We start from the raw sequence: 17658 nt of genomic DNA, 5'->3' as shown, positions 1-17658 counted from the left end.
TGAGCGGTACCCGACCCGGCAGGTCAAGCCAGCACGGCGTCAGTCGTCAAAGCGCCGGGCATCGGGATCGGTCAGGCTGACCTCGGGCAGGCGGATGGCGCGGACTTCCCGGTTGGGGCGGCTGATCGCCCAGATCACGCGGTCATCGGCCGGATCAAAGGCAAAGGCCTGGCCTTCGGCCTCCAGCTCGATGGTCGCGACATGCAGCAGGGTCGGTCCCATCGCCGGACGGGCCAGCACATAAAGCTCCGGCACGTGATGGCCGAAGACGTAGAGCAGGCCGTCAGACCCGATCGCTCCGCCGGAGGCCGCTTGCGGTGCCATGCGCTCAATCAAGGCCGGCGGCAGTCGCCAGCCACCCGTGCGGCGCCATTGGGCGTCAAACGTGTGCACGCCGCCATAGGCGTTGGATTTGAACGGCTCGCCGGTCTCGTCGTTATAGTGGGCGAAGCCGACGATCCAGCCATCGCGATAATGGTCGAACCAGGTCAGCGACCCCTCATCCATCAGGCCGAGGCTATGGCTGTCGACATGGGTCATTCCCTCGGTTTCGAAAACCTCGACCGAACTCGCCATCGGCACTTCGGGATGGTTGGAATTGGCGCAGTAGAGACGGCCTTCTTCCTCGAAACAGGAATTGAGATGGCCGATCAGGCCACGGCGCGGACCGATCCAGCCGCCGACCCGCTCGCCACTCTCGCGGTCATACTGGCCGATGGCGAAATTGACGATGGCGTAGAAATGCGTGTCATCGACCGCCGCGCCCTGGCCCGCTTCGACGGCCGGAAAGCTGTGCAGCGTCACAGCCCGGAGCACAACCGGCTCGGGGGCCTCATAGACCGGGATCGAGCGCAGGTCGGGCTGCGCCGCAGCGATGCCGGAAAGACCGGCTGCCAATGCGACGCCAAGGCCAAGGCTTTTGATGTTCAATGTCATCTCTGTCTCCTTCAAACGCACAGACACCCGGGCGCATGAGAGCGCCCGGGTGCTGTTGCTGTGATGCGGCCTAGTTGAAGGCGCCGGTGAAGCCGACCCAGAAGGTGCGGCCGAACTCGGCATCTTCCTGCAGGTATTGCGCGTCCGGACCGGTCAGTTCGCGACGACCCTGGTCGGTCAGGTTCTGGACCTCACCAATCAGCGTGAAGCGGTCGGTCAGGTTGAAGCGGGCCTGCAGGTCAACCTGCGAACGCTCTTCCCAATACTCGTCGAGATTGGGATTGTTGGCGTTCATCGTGTCGAGGAACATGTCCGTGAAATTGTAGGACACGCGGACCTCGAAAGCCTCGGTCGCGTAGAAGCCGGTCAGGTTGTAGGTCAGGTCCGGCTGCTGGAAGTAACCGGTCGTCCGGCTGCCCGTTGCGGTCGGCACTTCAAACTCGGTGTCGAGAATGGTGACGTTCGCAGCGACACCGAAATCGCTGAACGGACCCGGCAGGAAGGCCAGCGTCTGCTGATACTGTGCTTCGAAGCCGAGGATTTCGGCGCCCGTGGCATTTTCCGGCTGGGTCAGGGCGTCATAGGTGACCCCGTCCACCACGATCGGACCCTGTGTGGTCTGAACGAAGACCTCGTCCTGGATGTCCTTGTAGAACACACCGGCAGCAAGGATGCCGTGCGGGATGTACCATTCGGCCGACAGGTCGAAATTGGTCGACTGGCGCGGCGCGAGGTCCGGATTGGAGCGCGAGATGGTGTTGTCGACCAGGTTGATGCTTTCGCCCCGGGTCAGCTCGTTGAGGTTCGGACGGCCCAGCGTCTGCGAGGCCGCGGCCCGCAGGACAAAGTCATCATTCACGTCAAAGCGGACCGTCAGCGACGGCAGGACATCCGTGTAATCGCCGGAAACCCGCGTGCCGCCCAGCGGCGCGCCATCCCATTCGGTCTGCTCGATGCGGACACCGCCGATGAACTGCCAGCGGCCCGAGCGATAATCGCCCATGGCGTAGACGGCATTGACGTCTTCATTGGCCGACGATCCACTCTGCGAAGTCAGCACGGAGTTGAACGTGTTGGCGCCGAAGAAGGCGTCGGAAGCGTCAAGATCGATCCGGTTCTCGAAGCGATAGCCGCCCTGCCAGACCAGATTGGCCAGTTGCGGGTCGGCAACATCCGCCAGCGTATAGTTGGCGGCCGGATCAGCGACAAAACGCTCGAAGGTGAAACCTTCCGACTTTTCGATCGACCGGCTCAGCAGGCCACCCTTCAGGGTGAGACCGGCGACCAGCCCATCGGTCCAGGTCGCGTCGAGGCGGAATTCGCGGGTTTCGTCTTCGGCAAAACGGTCCAGCGTGCCGCGATTGACGTGGTTCCAATTGGACAGGTCGTTATAGGCAGCCGGATCGAGCGGGCTGAACGTGTTGAAGAATTGCGAGGTGTCGTAACGCGCACCATAGCCGGTTCCGGTGCGGAAACCTTCCGTCACTTCCGGATTGTCGAGCTCGGCTTCGGTGTAGACGAGATTGGCTTCGATCAGCCAGTTCTCGGCCGGCACCCAGTCGGCACCCGCGCGCAGCGACAGGATTTCACGGTCGAGCACGAAGCGGCCAATGCCGATAAAGCCATAACCGGTGTCCGTGATACCGGATGTGGCGGTCTGGTCCCGGATCACGGCCGGTTGCGAGGACGCACCACTGGTGCCCAGCTCATAGGTCTCTTCGTCGCGGCGTTCGCTGTCATTGTACTGGTTGTAGGAAATGCCGGCATCAAGGTGGAGGGCGTCGCTGGCGCGCCACTCGAACTGACCGGACAGGCCCAGGCGTTCGCGCACATTATTGTAGAGGAAGAGGCGGTTATTGGTCGGGACAACGAAACCATTGCCATTGCCGAGGCCGACATTGGCGCCGGTGGCGTCAAATTCGGTGTAGTCGGCATCATCGACTTCGACCTGGGTGATCTCGAAATTGCGGATTGAATAGTCGACACCGAAGACAACGCCGAACTGGTCATTCGCACCGAAGGTCGTACCGACCGCGAAATTGCCGCGCCAGGGCTGGACCTGATCGCCTTCGTCCAGCGTGGTGCCGGATCCAGCGCTCTCATGCCTGCCCATGAACAGACCGCCGACGAAGAACGGGCCGTCACTGTCAAAGGCCGAACGAGTGACCAGATTGATCGTGCCGCCGATGGCGTTGTGATCAAGATCCGGCGTCACCGACTTGCGCACTTCGATGCTGCCGACCAGCGAGGCCGGGATCAGGTCGAGCGGGACCGCGCGGGCCGAACCGCCGCGCTCCGGCGAAGCGACAATGCCGCCATCAATCGTGGTGCGGTTATAGGTGGCGTTGAGACCGCGGATGATCGGGAAGCGGGATTCGCCCTGGTCGTTCTGGACCGCGACGCCCGGCACGCGGACGATGGCCTGAGCAATATTGAGGTCCGGCAGGCGGCCGATATCATCCTGGGCCACCGCATCGAGGATGCCGTCAGCCTCACGCTTGGCTTCGATGGCCCGCTGGATCGACAGCGCCTGACCGTAGACCGTGACCACGTCTTCCGACGCCGCCTGGTCCTGTGCGATAGCCGGTGCCGCAAGAACGGCGCTTCCGATTAGCAGAGCGGCCTTGAAGCCGTTTGAGTATGCAGTCGCCATGATTGATCCCCTCTATCCAGGCGTTACCGCGCCGCATATGGGATCGAAACGTAACAAAGAGGAGACGATTTATTAACGTTTTGAAGAATTGAGAAAGCACACAATCATCTATGGTTGATATCAATATTCTGAAAATTTCAAATTCACGAAATATTCGCAGAAAAGAGATCGGCATTTCGCGCGCAGTGCTGAACCGCTCCCTACGTACACCGTCAGAATGACGCCAGGCACGACTGAAATCCGCCAGCGAGAGAACTGCAGTCCGGCCGAGTTGCGCAGGCGGATCGTGTTGACAGGCCGCTATTGCTCCAGTATCCACCGCGCTCCGTTGAATTACGCTTCTAATGCGAAGGCCATACGATGAAAGTCCGCAGCTCGATCAAATCGCTGAAAAACCGCCACCGCGATTGCCAGGTCGTGAAGCGCCGTGGCCGCATCTACGTGATCAACAAGACCGATCCGCGCTTCAAAGCGCGCGCCGGTTAGTCGACGCGTCGGCAGCGCCCCACCGGGGCGCGCCCGCTTATCAGCTTTTACGCCGCTTGCCCCGTGCATCGAAAAGGTGCGCGGGTTTTGCGTTGAGGAGATGGCCATGACGACGAAAGCCGTTCTGTGGGATCTCGGCAATGCCCTCCTGGACTGGTCGCCCGCCTATCTCTACTCGAAACTCTTCGCCACTGACGACGAGTGCCGGAATTTTCTCGACAATGTCTGCACCATGGACTGGCATGCTGAGCATGACCGCGGCGTCTCCATGGCCGATAACCGTGTCGCCCTGATCGAGGCCCATCCCCATCTCGAAGACGCCATCCGCGCTTGGGAGACGGGCTTCGAGCAAATGCTCAACGGCGCCATCGACGGCACGCCCCAGATCATGGACGCCCTCGCCGCCCACGGCGTGCCGCAATACGCGCTGACCAATCTGCCGGCCGAATGGGTTGAACCGGTCCACCGCCTTTACCCGCAGATGGCGCATATGCGCGACGTCATCGTCTCGGCGCATGAAGGCGTGATCAAGCCGGATCCCAAGATCTACGCGATTGCCGAAGCCCGTCTTCCCCATGCCCCGCATGAGGTTGTCTTCTTCGACGACCGGCAGGCCAATGTCGACGCGGCGCGGGCACATGGTTTCGATGCCGAGCTGTTTACCGGCAAGGCGGCGCTGAGCGACGCCCTCGAATCGCGCGGCCTGCTCGTCTCGGCCTGACGCCGCCGCCCGGGTCTCGCCCGGGCCAAACTTCCCCTTACGTCACCCTGACCTGCGCCGCAGCGCCGCACCAATTGCTGCAGGTGCGCACTATTCACACCGACAGGTTTTGATTTACATACATACCCAGTCATCGAAAGCGGCACGGACCCGGCACAAGACCAGGCCCCGCCTTCGTCGTGAATACGGTCGATAACAGGGCGCGAGGAGAAACAAGATGGATCTGAATTTCACCCCCGAGGAAGAGGCTTTCCGTGCGGAAGTCCGGGCTTTCCTCAAGGAGAATTTGTCCGAGGAGCTGGCCACCAAGGTCCGCAATGGTCGCGACCTGAACAAGGCCGACCTGGAAGGCTGGCACGCGACGCTGAACAGCCGCGGCTGGCTGGCGCCGGGCTGGCCGGTCGAGCACGGCGGCACGACCTGGGACTCGGTCCACATGCATATCTTCGAAGAGGAGTGCGCCCGTGCCAACGCGCCGCGCACGGTTCCCTTCGGCCTCAGCATGCTGGGCCCGGTGCTGATCAAATTCGGCACCGAGGAACAGAAGGCGACCATCCTGCCGCGCATCCTGTCGGGCGAGGATTGGTGGTGCCAGGGCTATTCCGAGCCGGGCGCCGGTTCCGATCTGGCGAGCCTGAAGACCCGCGCCATCCGCGATGGGGATGATTACATCATCAATGGCCAGAAGACCTGGACCACGCTGGGCCAGTTCGCCAACAAGATCTTCTGCCTCGTGCGCACCTCGACCGAAGGCAAGCGCCAGGAGGGCATTTCCTTCATCCTCGTCGATCTCGACACGCCGGGCATTGAAATGCGTCCGATCAAGCTGATCGAGGGCGGCTATGAGGTGAATGAGGTCTTCTTCACCGATGTTCGCGTGCCCGCCGCCAACATGGTCGGCGAGGAGAATATGGGCTGGACCATCGCCAAATACCTGCTCGGCCACGAGCGCACCAATATCGCCGGCGTCGGCGCCTCCAGCGAGGCGCTCAGCCAGCTCAAGGCCCTGGCCCGCAAGGTCAAGCGCAAGGGCAAGCCGCTGGCCCAGGACCCGATCTTCGCGGCCAAGATCGCCGAGGTCGAGATCGATCTGGAAGCGATGCGGATGACCAATCTGCGCATGCTATCCGGCGTGGCCGACGCGCAGGGCTCGGTCTCGTCCATGCTGAAGATCAAGGGCACGGTGATCCGCCAGGCCATCAATGACCTGGCACGCCGCGCCCTCGGCGCCACGGCGGCGCCCTTCCCGTCAGAGGATGTGATCGGCAATTACGCCATTGCCCCGGCGGAAGCGGCGTCGAATGCCGCCAACTACTTCAACAATCGCAAACTCTCGATCTTTGGCGGATCGAACGAGATCCAGCGCAATATCATCGCCAAAGAAACATTCGGAGCCTGATCATGGATTTCACGCCGACTGAAGATCGCCGCATGATCGGTGATAGCCTGCGTCGCTATCTGGCCGAGCAATATCCGATCGAGCATCGCAACAAGGTCGCCTATGAAGGCGTCTTCCACGACCCGGCCAAATGGGCCGAACTGGCCGAACTGGGTATCCTCGGCGCCCTCGTTTCCGAGGATGATGGCGGTTTCGGTGGTGCCGGTTTCGACATCACCACCGTGTTCGAGGAGATGGGCCGCGCCATCTGTGCGGAACCGATGCTGGGCAATCTTATGGCCCTGCGCCTTTATGCCGCCCATGGCGAGGCTGAGCGCGTCGAAGCCATCATCGCCGGAACCGACAAGGCGGCCTTCGGCTTTGACGAGAGCGACGCCTATGGCGATCTCGACAGCATCACCACCAGCGCCGACGGCGACACGCTGACCGGCCGCAAAACGGTGGTCTATGGCGGCAATAGTGCTGATTACCTGCTCATCGCCGCCAAATCGGCCAAGGGTGCGCTCGGCCTCTATGAGGTTGCTGCAGGCGACGCCGAAGTCCTGCCCTATGCCATGATTGACGGCGCCGGGGCGGCCGAGATCATTCTCGACAAGTCCAAGGCTCGCTGCCTGGCCGAAGACGCCCGTGCCGCCATCGAGCTCGCCCTGGATGCCGGTCGCGTTGCGCTGTGCGCCGAAGCGGTCGGCGCCATGGATGTCCTCAAGGTCATGACCAAGGACTACCTCATGCAGCGCCAGCAATTCGGTCGCCCGATTGCGCTTTTCCAGGCCCTGCAACACCGGCTGGTGGATTTCTCCATCGAGATCGAACAGGCGCGCTCGATCACGATCCATGCCGCCGCCAAGCTGGACTCGAATGATGCCAAGGCCCGCGCCCTGGCCGTCGCCCAGGCCAAGAACCTGATCGGCCGGGCCGGCAAGCTGGTCGCCGAGGAAGCGGTGCAGATGCATGGCGGGATCGGCATGACCTGGGAGTATTCCGGGTCGCACTACGCCAAACGCCTGATCATGATCGACCACCAGCTGGGCGATACCGAAGACCAGCTGCGCACGGCGATGGCCCTGTCCGACCTCGCCGGAACCGCCTGAGCCGCCGATTGACGGGCCGGTGACAGGCCGGCCCGTTACGGCATGCCTGCGCAAATATTTGTCGGACCGACAGAATTGCGCTTCAATCATACCCGCGGGCGTCACCGATAGCAGCGACGCGGGAGGCGATTGCGCTAATGCGTGATCTCAGGGCCAATGCGATCATACTGATCGCCTATCTGATCGTCGGCGTCGGCTCCTTCCTGCTTGCCATACCCCCGGGCTTCCTGGCCCCGGTCTGGCTGCCCGGCGCTGTCGGTCTTGCCAGTGTCCTGATTGTCGGTCACCGCGCCCTGCCCGCGATCGCGCTTGGCATGTTCGCCCTGACACTGCCCTACGGGCTTTATGTCCTGGATGCGGGGCTGGTCCGCTCGCTTGCCGGCAGTTTCGGACTCGCTGCGGCGGCCGTTGTGCAGGCCGTGATTGCCAAACGCCTCATCCATCCTGGCGACCGGTCAGACCTGTCGCTCGAATCCGGCGCCCAACTCATCCGCTTGATCGCGTTCGGCGCCATTTTCGCCAGCATGTGCGGCGCAGCCCTGGCCTCAGCCTGGTTGACCATCGGCGGATTTGCGCCCCCCCAACTCGACTTCTTTACGGCTTTTCTGCGCAACTGGACCGGCAACGCGGTGGCGTGCGCCTCGCTGACCCCGATCATCCTGCTCCTGTTTGCCAGCAAGCGGGTCAGCCGAACCCGAAAACGCAATGTCGCGCTGGCCTTTCTGCTATTGTGTGCCATCGGGATCGGCTTGTTTTCACTTGCCCGCATCAATGCCATCGAGCGGCGTGACGAATTGTTCAACGCCCAGGTCACCGAAGACCACATCGCCCTGCAAGAACGCCTGAACGGCGCCCGTCGCCGCCTTGAATCACTGGAAGGCTTTTTTGCTGCCTCGGAGAATGTGACCCGCGACGAGTTTGAAATATTCATCGATATCGCGTTCGGCCAGTTCGACAGCGTCAACTCGGTCCACTGGCTTGTTGTCGAGGACGCGGACTCGCGATCAAGCCACGCCATTCTCGCCCCGGTCGATCACCTTCTGTTTGATACCCGCAGACGCATCCCGGTGGCGGCCGGACGCCGCTTGGTCACCGATTTCTATTTTGAGGGCCTGACCGACCTCATAGACGACCTGCTTGCCTCCGGCACGCTCTCCGCATCATCACTGCGCGGAGACGATCATACGGCCTGGCTGGCCTTGGCGATCCCGGCCTTTTCAGGGCGAAGCCTGCCCGACGACGTCGCACAACGCCGGGAAAACCTGCAAGGCGTCGCGATCGGAACCTTCCGCATCGACGCCATCCTGACCGGAGCCTTTCAGCGCGAAAGGCAGGTTTACAACTATCGGGTCAACGGGCTTGCGGCGGACGGGTCTACGGCCTGGCAATACGGGTCAGCACCGGCTGACAGCCCGCTCGCAACGAGCCGCGAATTCCGGCTCGGAGGCCAGATCTGGCGCATTGATTATGTCGCAACCGACCGCTTCCTTGCCGCCCAGCAGGACTGGGTCTCCTGGGCCGTGATTGTGGTCGGCCTGTGTTTTGTCTCCGTGCTCAACGCCCTCGCCCTGTTGTCGACAGCGCGGACGGATCTGGTGCAACGCCTCGTCGACGAGAAGACCGCGGAAACGCTCGCCCTGTCGCGTAACCTGTCGCTCATCCTGGAACACGCCGCAGACGCGATCATGGGTCTGGACGCGGACGGTCGCGGCGTTCTGGTAAACCCGGCGGCGGCCAAACTGCTCGGATATGAACCCGAAGAGCTCACCGGCCGGAACGTGCATGACCTCATCCATCCGGTGGACATGGATGGCAAACCGCATGCGCGCGCCGGCTGCCCCCTCGTTCTGCGCGGTCGGGAGTCGGACCAGCATAGCGGCGTCGAGCGCTTCCGTCGCAAGGACGGTAGCGACTTCTTCGCCGAATATTCGTCGGAAGTGATCCGCGACACCGATGGCCGGTCGCTGGGCGATGTGACGATCATGCGCGACATTACCGAGCGGCTGGAGGCCGAGGCCGATCGTGACCGCTTCATCGAACGCCTGACCCGTGCCAACGAAGAACTGGAACGCTTTGCCTTCGTCGCCAGTCATGACCTGCAGGAACCGCTGCGGCTGATCTCGAACTTCACCGGGCTCCTGGCCAGTCGCTACAATGACAATCTCGACGAGGCGGGGCGGACCTATATCCGCCACACGCTCGACGCCACCGTGCGGATGCAGGCACTGATCACCGACCTGTTGGCCTATGGCCGTCTCAATTCCGACGTCGACATGATGAATCGCGATGTCGATCTGGCGCAGCTGGTCACCAGCACGCTCGACACGCTCGGCCCGTCAGTACAGGCCGCCCGCGACAATATCAAAATCGGACCGCTGCCGGTGGTACGCGGAAATCCTGCGCGACTCGGGCAGTTACTGCAAAACCTGATCGGCAATGCGGTGAAATTCCAGCCCGTCGGCCAAGATGCTCACATCACCATCGACGCCGAGGATGTCGGTGATGCCTGGCGCCTATCAATCACCGACAACGGGATCGGGATAAAGCCCGAGTATCGCGAACAGGTTTTCATGCCGTTCAAGCGTTTGCACTCACCCGACACCTATCCCGGCAGCGGCATGGGTCTGGCGATCTGCCGAAAAATTGTTGAATCGCATGGCGGCGTGCTAACTGTTTCAGACAATGAACCCTGCGGTAGTGTCTTCCGCTTCACACTCCCGAAGACCGGACCAGACAAACAAGATCAATGAAGATGCCACGCTCCGCCAAAATCCTGCTTGTGGAAGACAATTCCGGCGATGAATTCCTCGTCCGCGACGCCTTCGAACGTGGTCGCGCGCGCCACGAACTGGAAGTCGTCCGCGATGGCGAAGCGGCGCTGCAGCGCTTGCGCGGCCTTGGGGAACATGCCGAGAAGCCGGTGCCGGACCTGATCCTGCTTGACCTCAACCTGCCCAAGATCGATGGCCGGGACGTCCTCAAAACCGTCAAGACAGACAATAGCTTGGCCAATATTCCGGTTCTGGTCCTAACAACGTCTTCCTCGCCGCTCGATATCGAGAACTGCTACGCCCTGCACGCCAACGCCTATCTGACCAAACCGTTTGACGCGCTGGGCTATGAGGAGATCGTCGACGCGGTTGAAAGCTTCTGGTTTGCGACCGCCGTGCTGCCGCCGCACGGGAACGGCACCCACTGATCCGGCTTAAATCTCGTCCATCATGTGGACACGACATCTGGACGCAGCCGATGGCCGGGCTATGTTTTGCCCATGATCCAGCTGCTTCTCTCCGGCCTGATATTCCCGACCACGCTGCAGGACGCGCCTGCGGCCGACGTTCAGATCGCACCGCAGACCGAATTCCAGACGCCTGAAGTCCGCCTGACCGAACGGCTCGATGCGCTCGCCGAGGCCGGCCCGCGCGAAGCCGCGCCGCTGATCGATGAAATTCATGCCCTGTGGGCCCATTCCGGCAGCGCGACGATTGCCCTGTTGATGGATCGCGGACGCGCAGCCGAGCAGGCCGACAACGCCGATATCGCCGCGCGCATGTATGATCACGTCACCCAGATCGATCCGGGCTTTGCGGAAGGTTGGCTTGCCGCCGGTCGCATGGCCGCCCAGGCCGAAGACTGGGCCTATGCGCTGGAATCGCTGAACACGGCCCTGACCCTCGAACCGCGCCGCTACGACGCCTATCTGACCATCGCCCGACTGCTTGAGCGGGCCAATGAAGTCGAGGCAGCGCTGGAAGCTTATGAAGATGCGCTCGCCATCTATCCGGCCCATCCCGGTGCCATCGAAGCCCGTGACCGCCTGCTCGCCCTGCAGGCCGGACGGGCCCTCTAACCGGTGGTGCTGACCGACCCGGTCCTGATCAGCAGTGTGGCCGCGCTCGCCATTCTGGCCGGGTTCGCGATCTGTGCCGCCCGGCGGGCCGTCAAGCGTATCGAAACCCGGTTCCCACCGCGCGCCGATTTCATCACCATAGACGGTACCCGGCTGCATGTGCGCCGGACCGGGCCGACGGACGGCTCTGCGGTTCTCGTCCTGCACGGGGCCGCGTCAAACCTGGAAGAACCCTATCTCGCCTTGGCCGACAGCTTGGCAGATCAGTCTGTGATCTGGCTCGACCGACCGGGGCTTGGCTGGAGCGAACGCCCGGCCGGGCCTTGGAGTCCGCAAACAGAGGCCGCCCTGATCGCGCGCTTGCTTGAGACGCTGGATTGCGGCCCCGTCACCGTTATCGGGCATTCCTGGGGCGGCGCGATCGCCATGCGGCTGGCGATGGATCATCCGGCTCAAGTCAAAGGCCTCGTGCTGATTGCACCGGCCCTGTCGGCCTGGATCGGTGATGCCGCCTGGTTCAACGCGGCCAGTTTCTGGCCCGTATTGGGGCCGTTGATCACCCATGTCATCGTGCCACTGACCGGCGAGGCCCAGGCCAGACGCGGTGTCGCCAGCGCCTTCCATCCCGAACCGGTGCCGGAGGCCTATGTCGAACGCTCGGCGCTGCCGCTCCTGCTTCGGCCACGCACCTGGCGGGCCAATTCGCGAGACATGATGCGAGTCAATTTCCACCTGGAGGCCCAGGAGGATCGTTATGAGGATATCGACCAGCCCACCGAAATCCTGCTCGCCCGGGCCGATACCGTGCTGTGGTCGCATCGCCATGGCGGCATGGTGGCCGAGCGCATGCCGCGCGCGCGGGCGCACTGGATCTCCGGCGCCGGTCACAATCTCCACCATCATCACCCGGAGCGGGTTGCGAAAGCCGTCGCGGATATCCGGCAACGCGCTGCCTATCTGTCGGGAAAAGCCGCGATGACTGGCCCCGCCGCTTGAGGCCGCGAAGGGCTGGTTCTAGTCTCCCGCTCCGTCCATCTGAAAGGCTTCCCCCATGGCATTCATCGATCCCGCGAACGAAACCCACAAAGACGAATCCGACGCGATCGGCGCTGCCGCGCGCGAGCAGCTGAAGGCCTTTGTGGCGCGCATCGAACGCCTCGAGGAAGACAAGGCCAATGTCATGGCCGACATGAAGGAAGTCTATGCCGAGGCCAAGTCGTCGGGCTATGACACCAAGATCCTTCGCAAGGTGATCGCCTTGCGCAAGATCGACCGTCACGAACGCCAGGAAACCGAAGCGCTGCTGGAATTGTATCTCGGCGCCGTCGAAGGCTAGACTGGCGGCCTTCTCCGGGAGGCCCGCTTGGTCCGCAAGATCGACGAAAAGAAGACGCGACGCGCCTTGCGACGGCTCGAACGAGCCCGCAAGGCGGCCGCTGATTCCCCGGACGACAAGCCCGACCTGTCCGAGTGGGAAGGCGAATTCCTCGGATCACTCGAAGAGCGTCTGGAGAAATTCGGCTCCGCCTTCAATGATCCCGACAAGGGCAATACCGACGACGCGCTCTCCGCCCGCCAGGCCCTGAAGCTTCGCGAGATCGAAAAAAAGGCCAAGGGCAAGGCCCGCAAGCCGATGTCGCGCGGCAATGGCTTCAAACGAAAATCCGGCGCCAGCACCCCGCCGCGCGGGCGGGACATCTATGATGATCTCGACGCCCCGCCCGGGCCGGACGAATCCGTGGAGACCGCACCACCCGCCGCACCGGAGGTTCGACGCGCCGGTTTTCGCGTCATCCCCGGCGGGGGTGGCGACGCCAATTAGCACTTCGTTCAGGGTTAATCCGGCTTTCGCGCGCCGATGCGCCTATGCCCGGCTAGGCTGACCATCTTGGATACACAGGATGGGTGCGATGTTTCAGGACGTGGGTGTTTTCGATCATCACGAGCAGTCGCTTTTCCGCTCGCTCGAAACTGCGCAATGCGACGGTCTGGCCAGCGCGACCGGGCATGCCGCCTTCAGCGAGGCAATGACGGCACTCGACCGGCTGGTCGATGAGCGGGAGGAGCATCTCTATTCCCCCCTCGCGGCAGACCCGTTGACACGCGACTATATCTCCCGCCTCGATGGGCAAATCCACGGCCTGTCGAGCCGGATCGATATCCTGCGCACCCATATCGAACTGGGCCTGATGGCCGACAGCGATAACCGCGACGCCCTGGACGCCTCCTTGCACAATCTGGTCCGCCAATTGCGAACCCGCTTTCGCCGCGAGGCCGCCCTCATCCCGGTCTATGCCGGCTGGCTGGATCGCACCGCGAACTCCGCCACCGCGGCGATCGCCGCGCGCTGACGCCGATCGCCGGGGCCTTGACCCCGGCAATGCCATGACGCACCTGACCAGGCCTTCACGCTGGAGGCCTGACATTACCCCTTCTCAATCCGCCTATTGGCAGGAATTTTGTGCTGCGACGGGGCATGACCGGGCGCCCGATGACGTGTTTGCCTTCGGCGACAGTCCCCAACTGGCCGATGAATTGCTGGCGCTCGTCCTGATCGACCGCAAGAAGGCGACAGCCTCCCACAGTCGCTGGCATGAACCCGGCGGCGATCCGCTGCCCAAGCCGGGCGAGCTGGCCTTGGTGCTCGACGGCCGCGGTGAACCAGCCTGCATCATCAAGACAAGCCGGGTCGATCGCCATCCCATCAAGGACACCACGGAAGAATTTGCCTGGGTTGAGGGCGAAGGCGATCGCAGCCTGGCTTGGTGGATGGACGCCCATATCGAGTACTGGACCCGTGAAGCCGCCCGCGAGGGCTATGTCTTCGATACAGGCCAGGACGCCATCTTCCACCGTTTCGATCGCATCAGGCCCCTGCCGGCGGCCCCACTGGGGAAATGAAAACGGGCCGGCGCGCATGGCAGCGCCGGCCCGTTCCGTCCCCCACCCCGAGGGGCAGGCCTCCTCCCGTGGCGGGGAGGCTTTTTTCTGATTGTAGCGCGCCGCCCGGTTTGGCAAATTGTGTCGCCGGGTTTGTCATCGGTGTAGGGTGGCCTTCTAACCCTCTTCGGTGGGGCCTCAAAGCGCCTTTGAACGTCTCAGTTCAATCCTCTGCCGAATCACCGCTTACGCGCCGTGCATATCGCTGTAGACCGAGCAGCCGACTACTGACCAGAACGTACTCGTTGACCATGTCGACATAAGCCGTCTCATAGTCCGAGCACTGCCGCTCTTCAGGGGGGGTCGAAATCCCCGCCACCAGCGGCGCCGGCACCATCAGGTTGGGCGCCGGCGGCGCGTAGGGCGGCGTTGGCTTCCTCGACGGCGTGATCGACGAGCAGGCTACGGTCAGGATCGCTGGGGCAATCAACGCCACTAGAGATGCGCGATATTTCATTTCGAATTCCTCCGATTGTCTGCGCCCAATCGCTAGTTAATCGGGCTGTGGTCTCACCGTCCTCAAGCGCCACCTGAAGATCGGCCATAAAGCTGATTTGAGACGCCGTAAGAGCCGCTAGGTCCGCCGCGTCCTGGGCTGCGTCGCGACGCTCCCAGCCTTCCACGCGGCCGTTCAGATAAGCTCCCGCGATCATCACGAGCGCACCCGCCAACAAAGCTAGTCCCCGATGAACTACCATTGGTCGCCCCTATCCCAGTCCCGCCAACGCGGCCACCATGTCGGTTTCAGCCAAATCGATGCGGGCCGGGATACCGGCGATATCCGTTTCCGGATCGGCGATATCTGCCTTGGCGGCGAAATACAGGCCTTCGATTGCGGCGTTCACCGGCGTCCAGGCAACGTGCTTGGCGCGGATCAGGGCGGCCACTTCTGCAATGCTTGCGCCGTGCACACCCACCTCTGCAGACAGGTATGGATAATCGGCCGGGTCGATCTCTTCCTCGTTCAAGGCGGCCGCTTCGTGGCGCTCCACCTCGGCCAGCTTTTCGCGATAGGTCTGCGCTTTGGCGGCGCCGCCTGTCAGGACGGAGAGGCGCAGGCGCTCGGCCCGATTAGCCAGATCGGCAATCCCACGCTGGCGATAGGCGGCGATATCGTCTTCCGACATCTCGGCCGGCGCCATCACCGGCAGCGGCTCCGGATTGACAACCGGGTCAGCCGCCAGCGCGTCCCGCACCGACTTGGGAAGGTCAGCCTCGGCGAGGAATTCTTCACGGGCGACCGTCGACCAGGTCGACAGCCCATAAGCCGCGATCAGGGGCATGCGCCCGGCACGGTCGATAGCAGGTTGTCCGGCGAAGTGGACAGCTGCCTCAACCAGCTCTGGCGGATAGTGGCCGGCCGAATGGGCCCATTCGATCAAGGCAAGCGCCGCGTGGGCAGAAGACTTGGACTTCATGATGCGTTCCTTTCAGGTTAAGCGGCCAGGTCTTCCAGCGCCGCATTGGAGAGCCGGTAATCCCAAAACGAGACCCGGCGAAGGTAAGAGGAAAGATTGGCATCGTTCGGCGAGCCACCGCCGGGCCACCCCCAACCGAGTTGCAAGTCCTGGTCTGGGAATTCGTCGCCGCTCAAGACACTGTCCACGACCTGCGTCGCGCCTGTCGCACTCGCCGACCAAGTGTCACCATCCCAAGCCAGCGCGAGGGCAATTCTGTCGCCAACCGATAGATCACCAAGGGGTCTTGTCGCCGAGTTCGTCGTATAATCTTCGGCGCGCAACGAAAACTCGGCTTCGTCCTCGAGCCGATCCAGTCCGACGACAATGCCCCGCGACGTGTTTGGCCGCAGGAATGCCAGCGTCCCCGCACGATCCGGATCAGCGGACGAGGCGACCGCCTGCGGGACAACGCCCTCGGCAAACAACGTGCCGCGCCCGCCCGTCAGCCAGACATCACCGGTCAATGTGATCTTGTCGGCCGCACGCGTCGTTGTCCCAATAACACCATCGAGCGGCATCGCCGGCGAAGTCGCGTAAGACTTTTTCTCCAACTGCGGCAAGAATATCCGGACGGTGATGTCCACGTCGCCGGTGCCGGTACGGATATCAATACGGGGTTGAACATAGGCCGTGGAACCATTTGTCATCGTGGCGGTCTGCACCCAGCGGCGATGCTGGTGATCCGGCATGAACGAGGCGCCGTTGTTCACTGCCAGAGCCACGCCTGCATCCGAGCGTTCAACCTGACCCAGATTGACATAGTTGATATTGGCCGCCGTCCCGCCGACAACCTGCAAGCCGGTGGCCATTGTCCAGATCTGGTTTTGCAAAGCCGGGACCGAGCTGGAGCTTTCCAGATAAATTGTCGCGACGCCGGACGTCACTGCCCCGTGAACCCGCAAGTCGACATAGCGCGCGCCAGCCGACTTGCCAGACCCGACCACATCAACCGAGACACCGCCGGAAAGCTGCGTCAACCAGTGTGTCGGCAGCGTGCCAGGGCTGCCCGCCGCCGCCCCCACAGCCAATGGGTTGCGTATCCAGTTCGTGGTCGCCGGATCAACCAACAGGCCCTTACCTGTCAGCGCAGCGACACCCGGCGCGAACTCAATATGATGGCCGTATACGCCACCCGACTTGAAATCCCACTCGCCAGCATTCGACTTGCGTGAGGCGCGCGAGATCGTCAGGCGCGAGATCACATCAGCCGACCGGGTAGCCGTGCCGGTCTCGCCGAATTCCTTGATCATGGGCGATGTCGCAACCAGGCCCGTCTCAAGCTGCGGCATGGACAGCCGAATGCGCTGCGTACCAGCGCCGGAAAAAGTAAGCTGTGCGGCCGGACGCACATAGGCCACGGTGCCGCCGCCCGACAGCGTGACCGGGTGACCATACCGCGCCAGCTCGGTTGTCACCGCCTCGACAGCCTTGGTGTTCGGCGATACGAACGCGCTGGCCGTTCGCTCATCTTGGCGAAGTTGGATGCCTGAGAAGTTGGCGATCACACTGCCCACGGCGCGCGCCGTGACTGACAGGGTGCGCTCATTACCGGTCGCAGCTGCGATTTCGGCGGCGCCGGCGAAATAGATGATGGGCGACGCGGCGCCGCTCGCCACAATCTCAAGCTCGACATGGCGCCATCCGCGCTCACTGCCGGCGTCGGTCACTTCGATTGTTGTGCCATCGGTCGAGGCGCCCCAACCTGTCGGCAATTCACCACCGGACCCCAACACGCCCCGCACAGCGCCCTCGGTGCGCTCATACTCGATCAGGTTTTCGCCAACACCCTCATCAAGAGGCCCCAAATCCCCTGTCGCGCGCTGGTCGACGCCAAACTTGATAAGCCGGCCGACCGGGTCGCCTGAGCGGCCCGACCAGTTGGGATAATACTTCAAGCTGGCGCGGCTGCATGTTGCCAGCAGCTCGAACGCCGGCAACAATTCATCATCTCCCGTCGCCACGTCCTTGCGATAATAGAGGCCATCCACAAAGCGCAGATCGAGCGCGGCGCCATCGGCCAGCTGCCGCGCCATTTCCCGCGTGAGGCGGCGCACTTCATGGGTTGTCGGATGGGCGCCGGAAGAGAAATTGCCGGTTGCGAGATTCAGGGACATGCCGGGAC

General features: G+C 62.8%; 17 protein-coding genes. 12 read left to right on the top strand and 5 right to left on the bottom strand.

Annotation, left to right across the window (positions count from 1 at the left end):
* Positions 1-39: 39 nt before the first annotated feature.
* Both AWH62_RS01095 and AWH62_RS01090 read right to left on the bottom strand, forming a co-directional pair.
* Entirely contained in the window at positions 40-936 is an 897-nt protein-coding gene (locus AWH62_RS01095) for a hypothetical protein (RefSeq protein WP_075188611.1), read from the bottom strand.
* Between the two features lie 70 nt (positions 937-1006).
* Positions 1007-3589: a TonB-dependent receptor gene (locus tag AWH62_RS01090; RefSeq protein ID WP_083634891.1), complete on the bottom strand. Its 2583-nt coding sequence runs from the start codon at positions 3587-3589 to the stop codon at positions 1007-1009.
* Between the two features lie 360 nt (positions 3590-3949).
* Between AWH62_RS01090 and ykgO the strand changes: the two genes are divergently transcribed.
* The 12 genes from ykgO (at position 3950) to AWH62_RS01030 (ending at position 14037) form a co-directional block, all read left to right on the top strand.
* Positions 3950-4075, top strand: a complete 126-nt coding sequence (gene ykgO, locus AWH62_RS01085; protein WP_075188610.1) for a type B 50S ribosomal protein L36 — start codon at positions 3950-3952, stop codon at positions 4073-4075.
* Positions 4076-4181: 106 nt separating this feature from the next.
* Positions 4182-4796 carry an HAD family phosphatase gene (locus AWH62_RS01080; RefSeq protein ID WP_075188949.1) on the top strand — a complete coding sequence of 205 codons (615 nt, stop codon included), beginning with the start codon at positions 4182-4184 and terminating at the stop codon, positions 4794-4796.
* 217 nt (positions 4797-5013) lie between these two features.
* On the top strand, positions 5014-6195 hold the full coding sequence (locus AWH62_RS01075) for an acyl-CoA dehydrogenase family protein (RefSeq protein WP_075188609.1): 1182 nt from the start codon (positions 5014-5016) through the stop codon (positions 6193-6195).
* 2 nt (positions 6196-6197) lie between these two features.
* On the top strand, positions 6198-7286 hold the full coding sequence (locus AWH62_RS01070) for an acyl-CoA dehydrogenase family protein (RefSeq protein WP_075188608.1): 1089 nt from the start codon (positions 6198-6200) through the stop codon (positions 7284-7286).
* A gap of 137 nt (positions 7287-7423) precedes the next feature.
* Positions 7424-10036 (top strand): ATP-binding protein, encoded by a 2613-nt coding sequence (locus AWH62_RS01065; RefSeq protein WP_075188607.1) that lies wholly within the window; start codon positions 7424-7426, stop codon positions 10034-10036.
* Positions 10033-10485 (top strand): response regulator, encoded by a 453-nt coding sequence (locus tag AWH62_RS01060; protein WP_075188606.1) that lies wholly within the window; start codon positions 10033-10035, stop codon positions 10483-10485. The genes AWH62_RS01065 and AWH62_RS01060 overlap by 4 nt, the downstream gene beginning before the upstream one ends.
* A 72-nt stretch (positions 10486-10557) precedes the next feature.
* Positions 10558-11136 carry a hypothetical protein gene (locus AWH62_RS01055; protein ID WP_075188605.1) on the top strand — a complete coding sequence of 193 codons (579 nt, stop codon included), beginning with the start codon at positions 10558-10560 and terminating at the stop codon, positions 11134-11136.
* Positions 11137-11139: 3 nt separating this feature from the next.
* A complete protein-coding gene (locus AWH62_RS01050; RefSeq protein ID WP_233128218.1) occupies positions 11140-12132 on the top strand; it encodes an alpha/beta fold hydrolase in 993 nt (330 codons plus the stop codon).
* Between the two features lie 55 nt (positions 12133-12187).
* Entirely contained in the window at positions 12188-12472 is a 285-nt protein-coding gene (locus AWH62_RS01045) for a DUF2312 domain-containing protein (RefSeq protein ID WP_075188604.1), read from the top strand.
* Positions 12473-12499: 27 nt separating this feature from the next.
* Positions 12500-12958: a hypothetical protein gene (locus AWH62_RS01040; protein WP_075188603.1), complete on the top strand. Its 459-nt coding sequence runs from the start codon at positions 12500-12502 to the stop codon at positions 12956-12958.
* 88 nt (positions 12959-13046) lie between these two features.
* Positions 13047-13487, top strand: a complete 441-nt coding sequence (locus AWH62_RS01035) for a hypothetical protein (RefSeq protein ID WP_143742848.1) — start codon at positions 13047-13049, stop codon at positions 13485-13487.
* Positions 13488-13521: 34 nt separating this feature from the next.
* A complete protein-coding gene (locus tag AWH62_RS01030; protein ID WP_075188601.1) occupies positions 13522-14037 on the top strand; it encodes an ASCH domain-containing protein in 516 nt (171 codons plus the stop codon).
* A gap of 202 nt (positions 14038-14239) precedes the next feature.
* Here AWH62_RS01030 and AWH62_RS16685 read toward each other — a convergent pair whose 3' ends face one another.
* From AWH62_RS16685 to AWH62_RS01015, 3 genes are all read right to left on the bottom strand, one after another.
* Entirely contained in the window at positions 14240-14533 is a 294-nt protein-coding gene (locus tag AWH62_RS16685) for a hypothetical protein (RefSeq protein WP_143742847.1), read from the bottom strand.
* A 250-nt stretch (positions 14534-14783) separates the two neighbouring features.
* Positions 14784-15494, bottom strand: a complete 711-nt coding sequence (locus tag AWH62_RS01020) for a hypothetical protein (protein WP_075188599.1) — start codon at positions 15492-15494, stop codon at positions 14784-14786.
* A gap of 17 nt (positions 15495-15511) precedes the next feature.
* Positions 15512-17650: a hypothetical protein gene (locus AWH62_RS01015; protein WP_075188598.1), complete on the bottom strand. Its 2139-nt coding sequence runs from the start codon at positions 17648-17650 to the stop codon at positions 15512-15514.
* Positions 17651-17658: the final 8 nt, after the last annotated feature.

This window comes from Maricaulis sp. W15 (assembly GCF_001924955.1).
GTDB lineage: Bacteria > Pseudomonadota > Alphaproteobacteria > Caulobacterales > Maricaulaceae > Maricaulis > Maricaulis maris.
This window is presented reverse-complemented; position numbering and strand designations above follow the sequence as displayed.

What these genes read in the sequence shown, in the direction of transcription:
- AWH62_RS01080 (WP_075188949.1), top strand. Translation starts at nt 4,182, where the DNA reads ATGACGACGAAAGCCGTTCTGTGGGATCTCGGCAATGCCCTCCTGGAC.
- AWH62_RS01090 (WP_083634891.1), bottom strand. Translation starts at nt 3,589, where the DNA reads ATGGCGACTGCATACTCAAACGGCTTCAAGGCCGCTCTGCTAATCGGA.
- AWH62_RS16685 (WP_143742847.1), bottom strand. Translation starts at nt 14,533, where the DNA reads ATGAAATATCGCGCATCTCTAGTGGCGTTGATTGCCCCAGCGATCCTG.
- AWH62_RS01015 (WP_075188598.1), bottom strand. Translation starts at nt 17,650, where the DNA reads ATGTCCCTGAATCTCGCAACCGGCAATTTCTCTTCCGGCGCCCATCCG.
- AWH62_RS01045 (WP_075188604.1), top strand. Translation starts at nt 12,188, where the DNA reads ATGGCATTCATCGATCCCGCGAACGAAACCCACAAAGACGAATCCGAC.
- AWH62_RS01065 (WP_075188607.1), top strand. Translation starts at nt 7,424, where the DNA reads ATGCGTGATCTCAGGGCCAATGCGATCATACTGATCGCCTATCTGATC.
- AWH62_RS01070 (WP_075188608.1), top strand. Translation starts at nt 6,198, where the DNA reads ATGGATTTCACGCCGACTGAAGATCGCCGCATGATCGGTGATAGCCTG.
- ykgO (WP_075188610.1), top strand. Translation starts at nt 3,950, where the DNA reads ATGAAAGTCCGCAGCTCGATCAAATCGCTGAAAAACCGCCACCGCGAT.
- AWH62_RS01035 (WP_143742848.1), top strand. Translation starts at nt 13,047, where the DNA reads ATGTTTCAGGACGTGGGTGTTTTCGATCATCACGAGCAGTCGCTTTTC.
- AWH62_RS01075 (WP_075188609.1), top strand. Translation starts at nt 5,014, where the DNA reads ATGGATCTGAATTTCACCCCCGAGGAAGAGGCTTTCCGTGCGGAAGTC.
- AWH62_RS01055 (WP_075188605.1), top strand. Translation starts at nt 10,558, where the DNA reads ATGATCCAGCTGCTTCTCTCCGGCCTGATATTCCCGACCACGCTGCAG.
- AWH62_RS01060 (WP_075188606.1), top strand. Translation starts at nt 10,033, where the DNA reads ATGAAGATGCCACGCTCCGCCAAAATCCTGCTTGTGGAAGACAATTCC.
- AWH62_RS01030 (WP_075188601.1), top strand. Translation starts at nt 13,522, where the DNA reads ATGACGCACCTGACCAGGCCTTCACGCTGGAGGCCTGACATTACCCCT.
- AWH62_RS01020 (WP_075188599.1), bottom strand. Translation starts at nt 15,494, where the DNA reads ATGAAGTCCAAGTCTTCTGCCCACGCGGCGCTTGCCTTGATCGAATGG.
- AWH62_RS01095 (WP_075188611.1), bottom strand. Translation starts at nt 936, where the DNA reads ATGACATTGAACATCAAAAGCCTTGGCCTTGGCGTCGCATTGGCAGCC.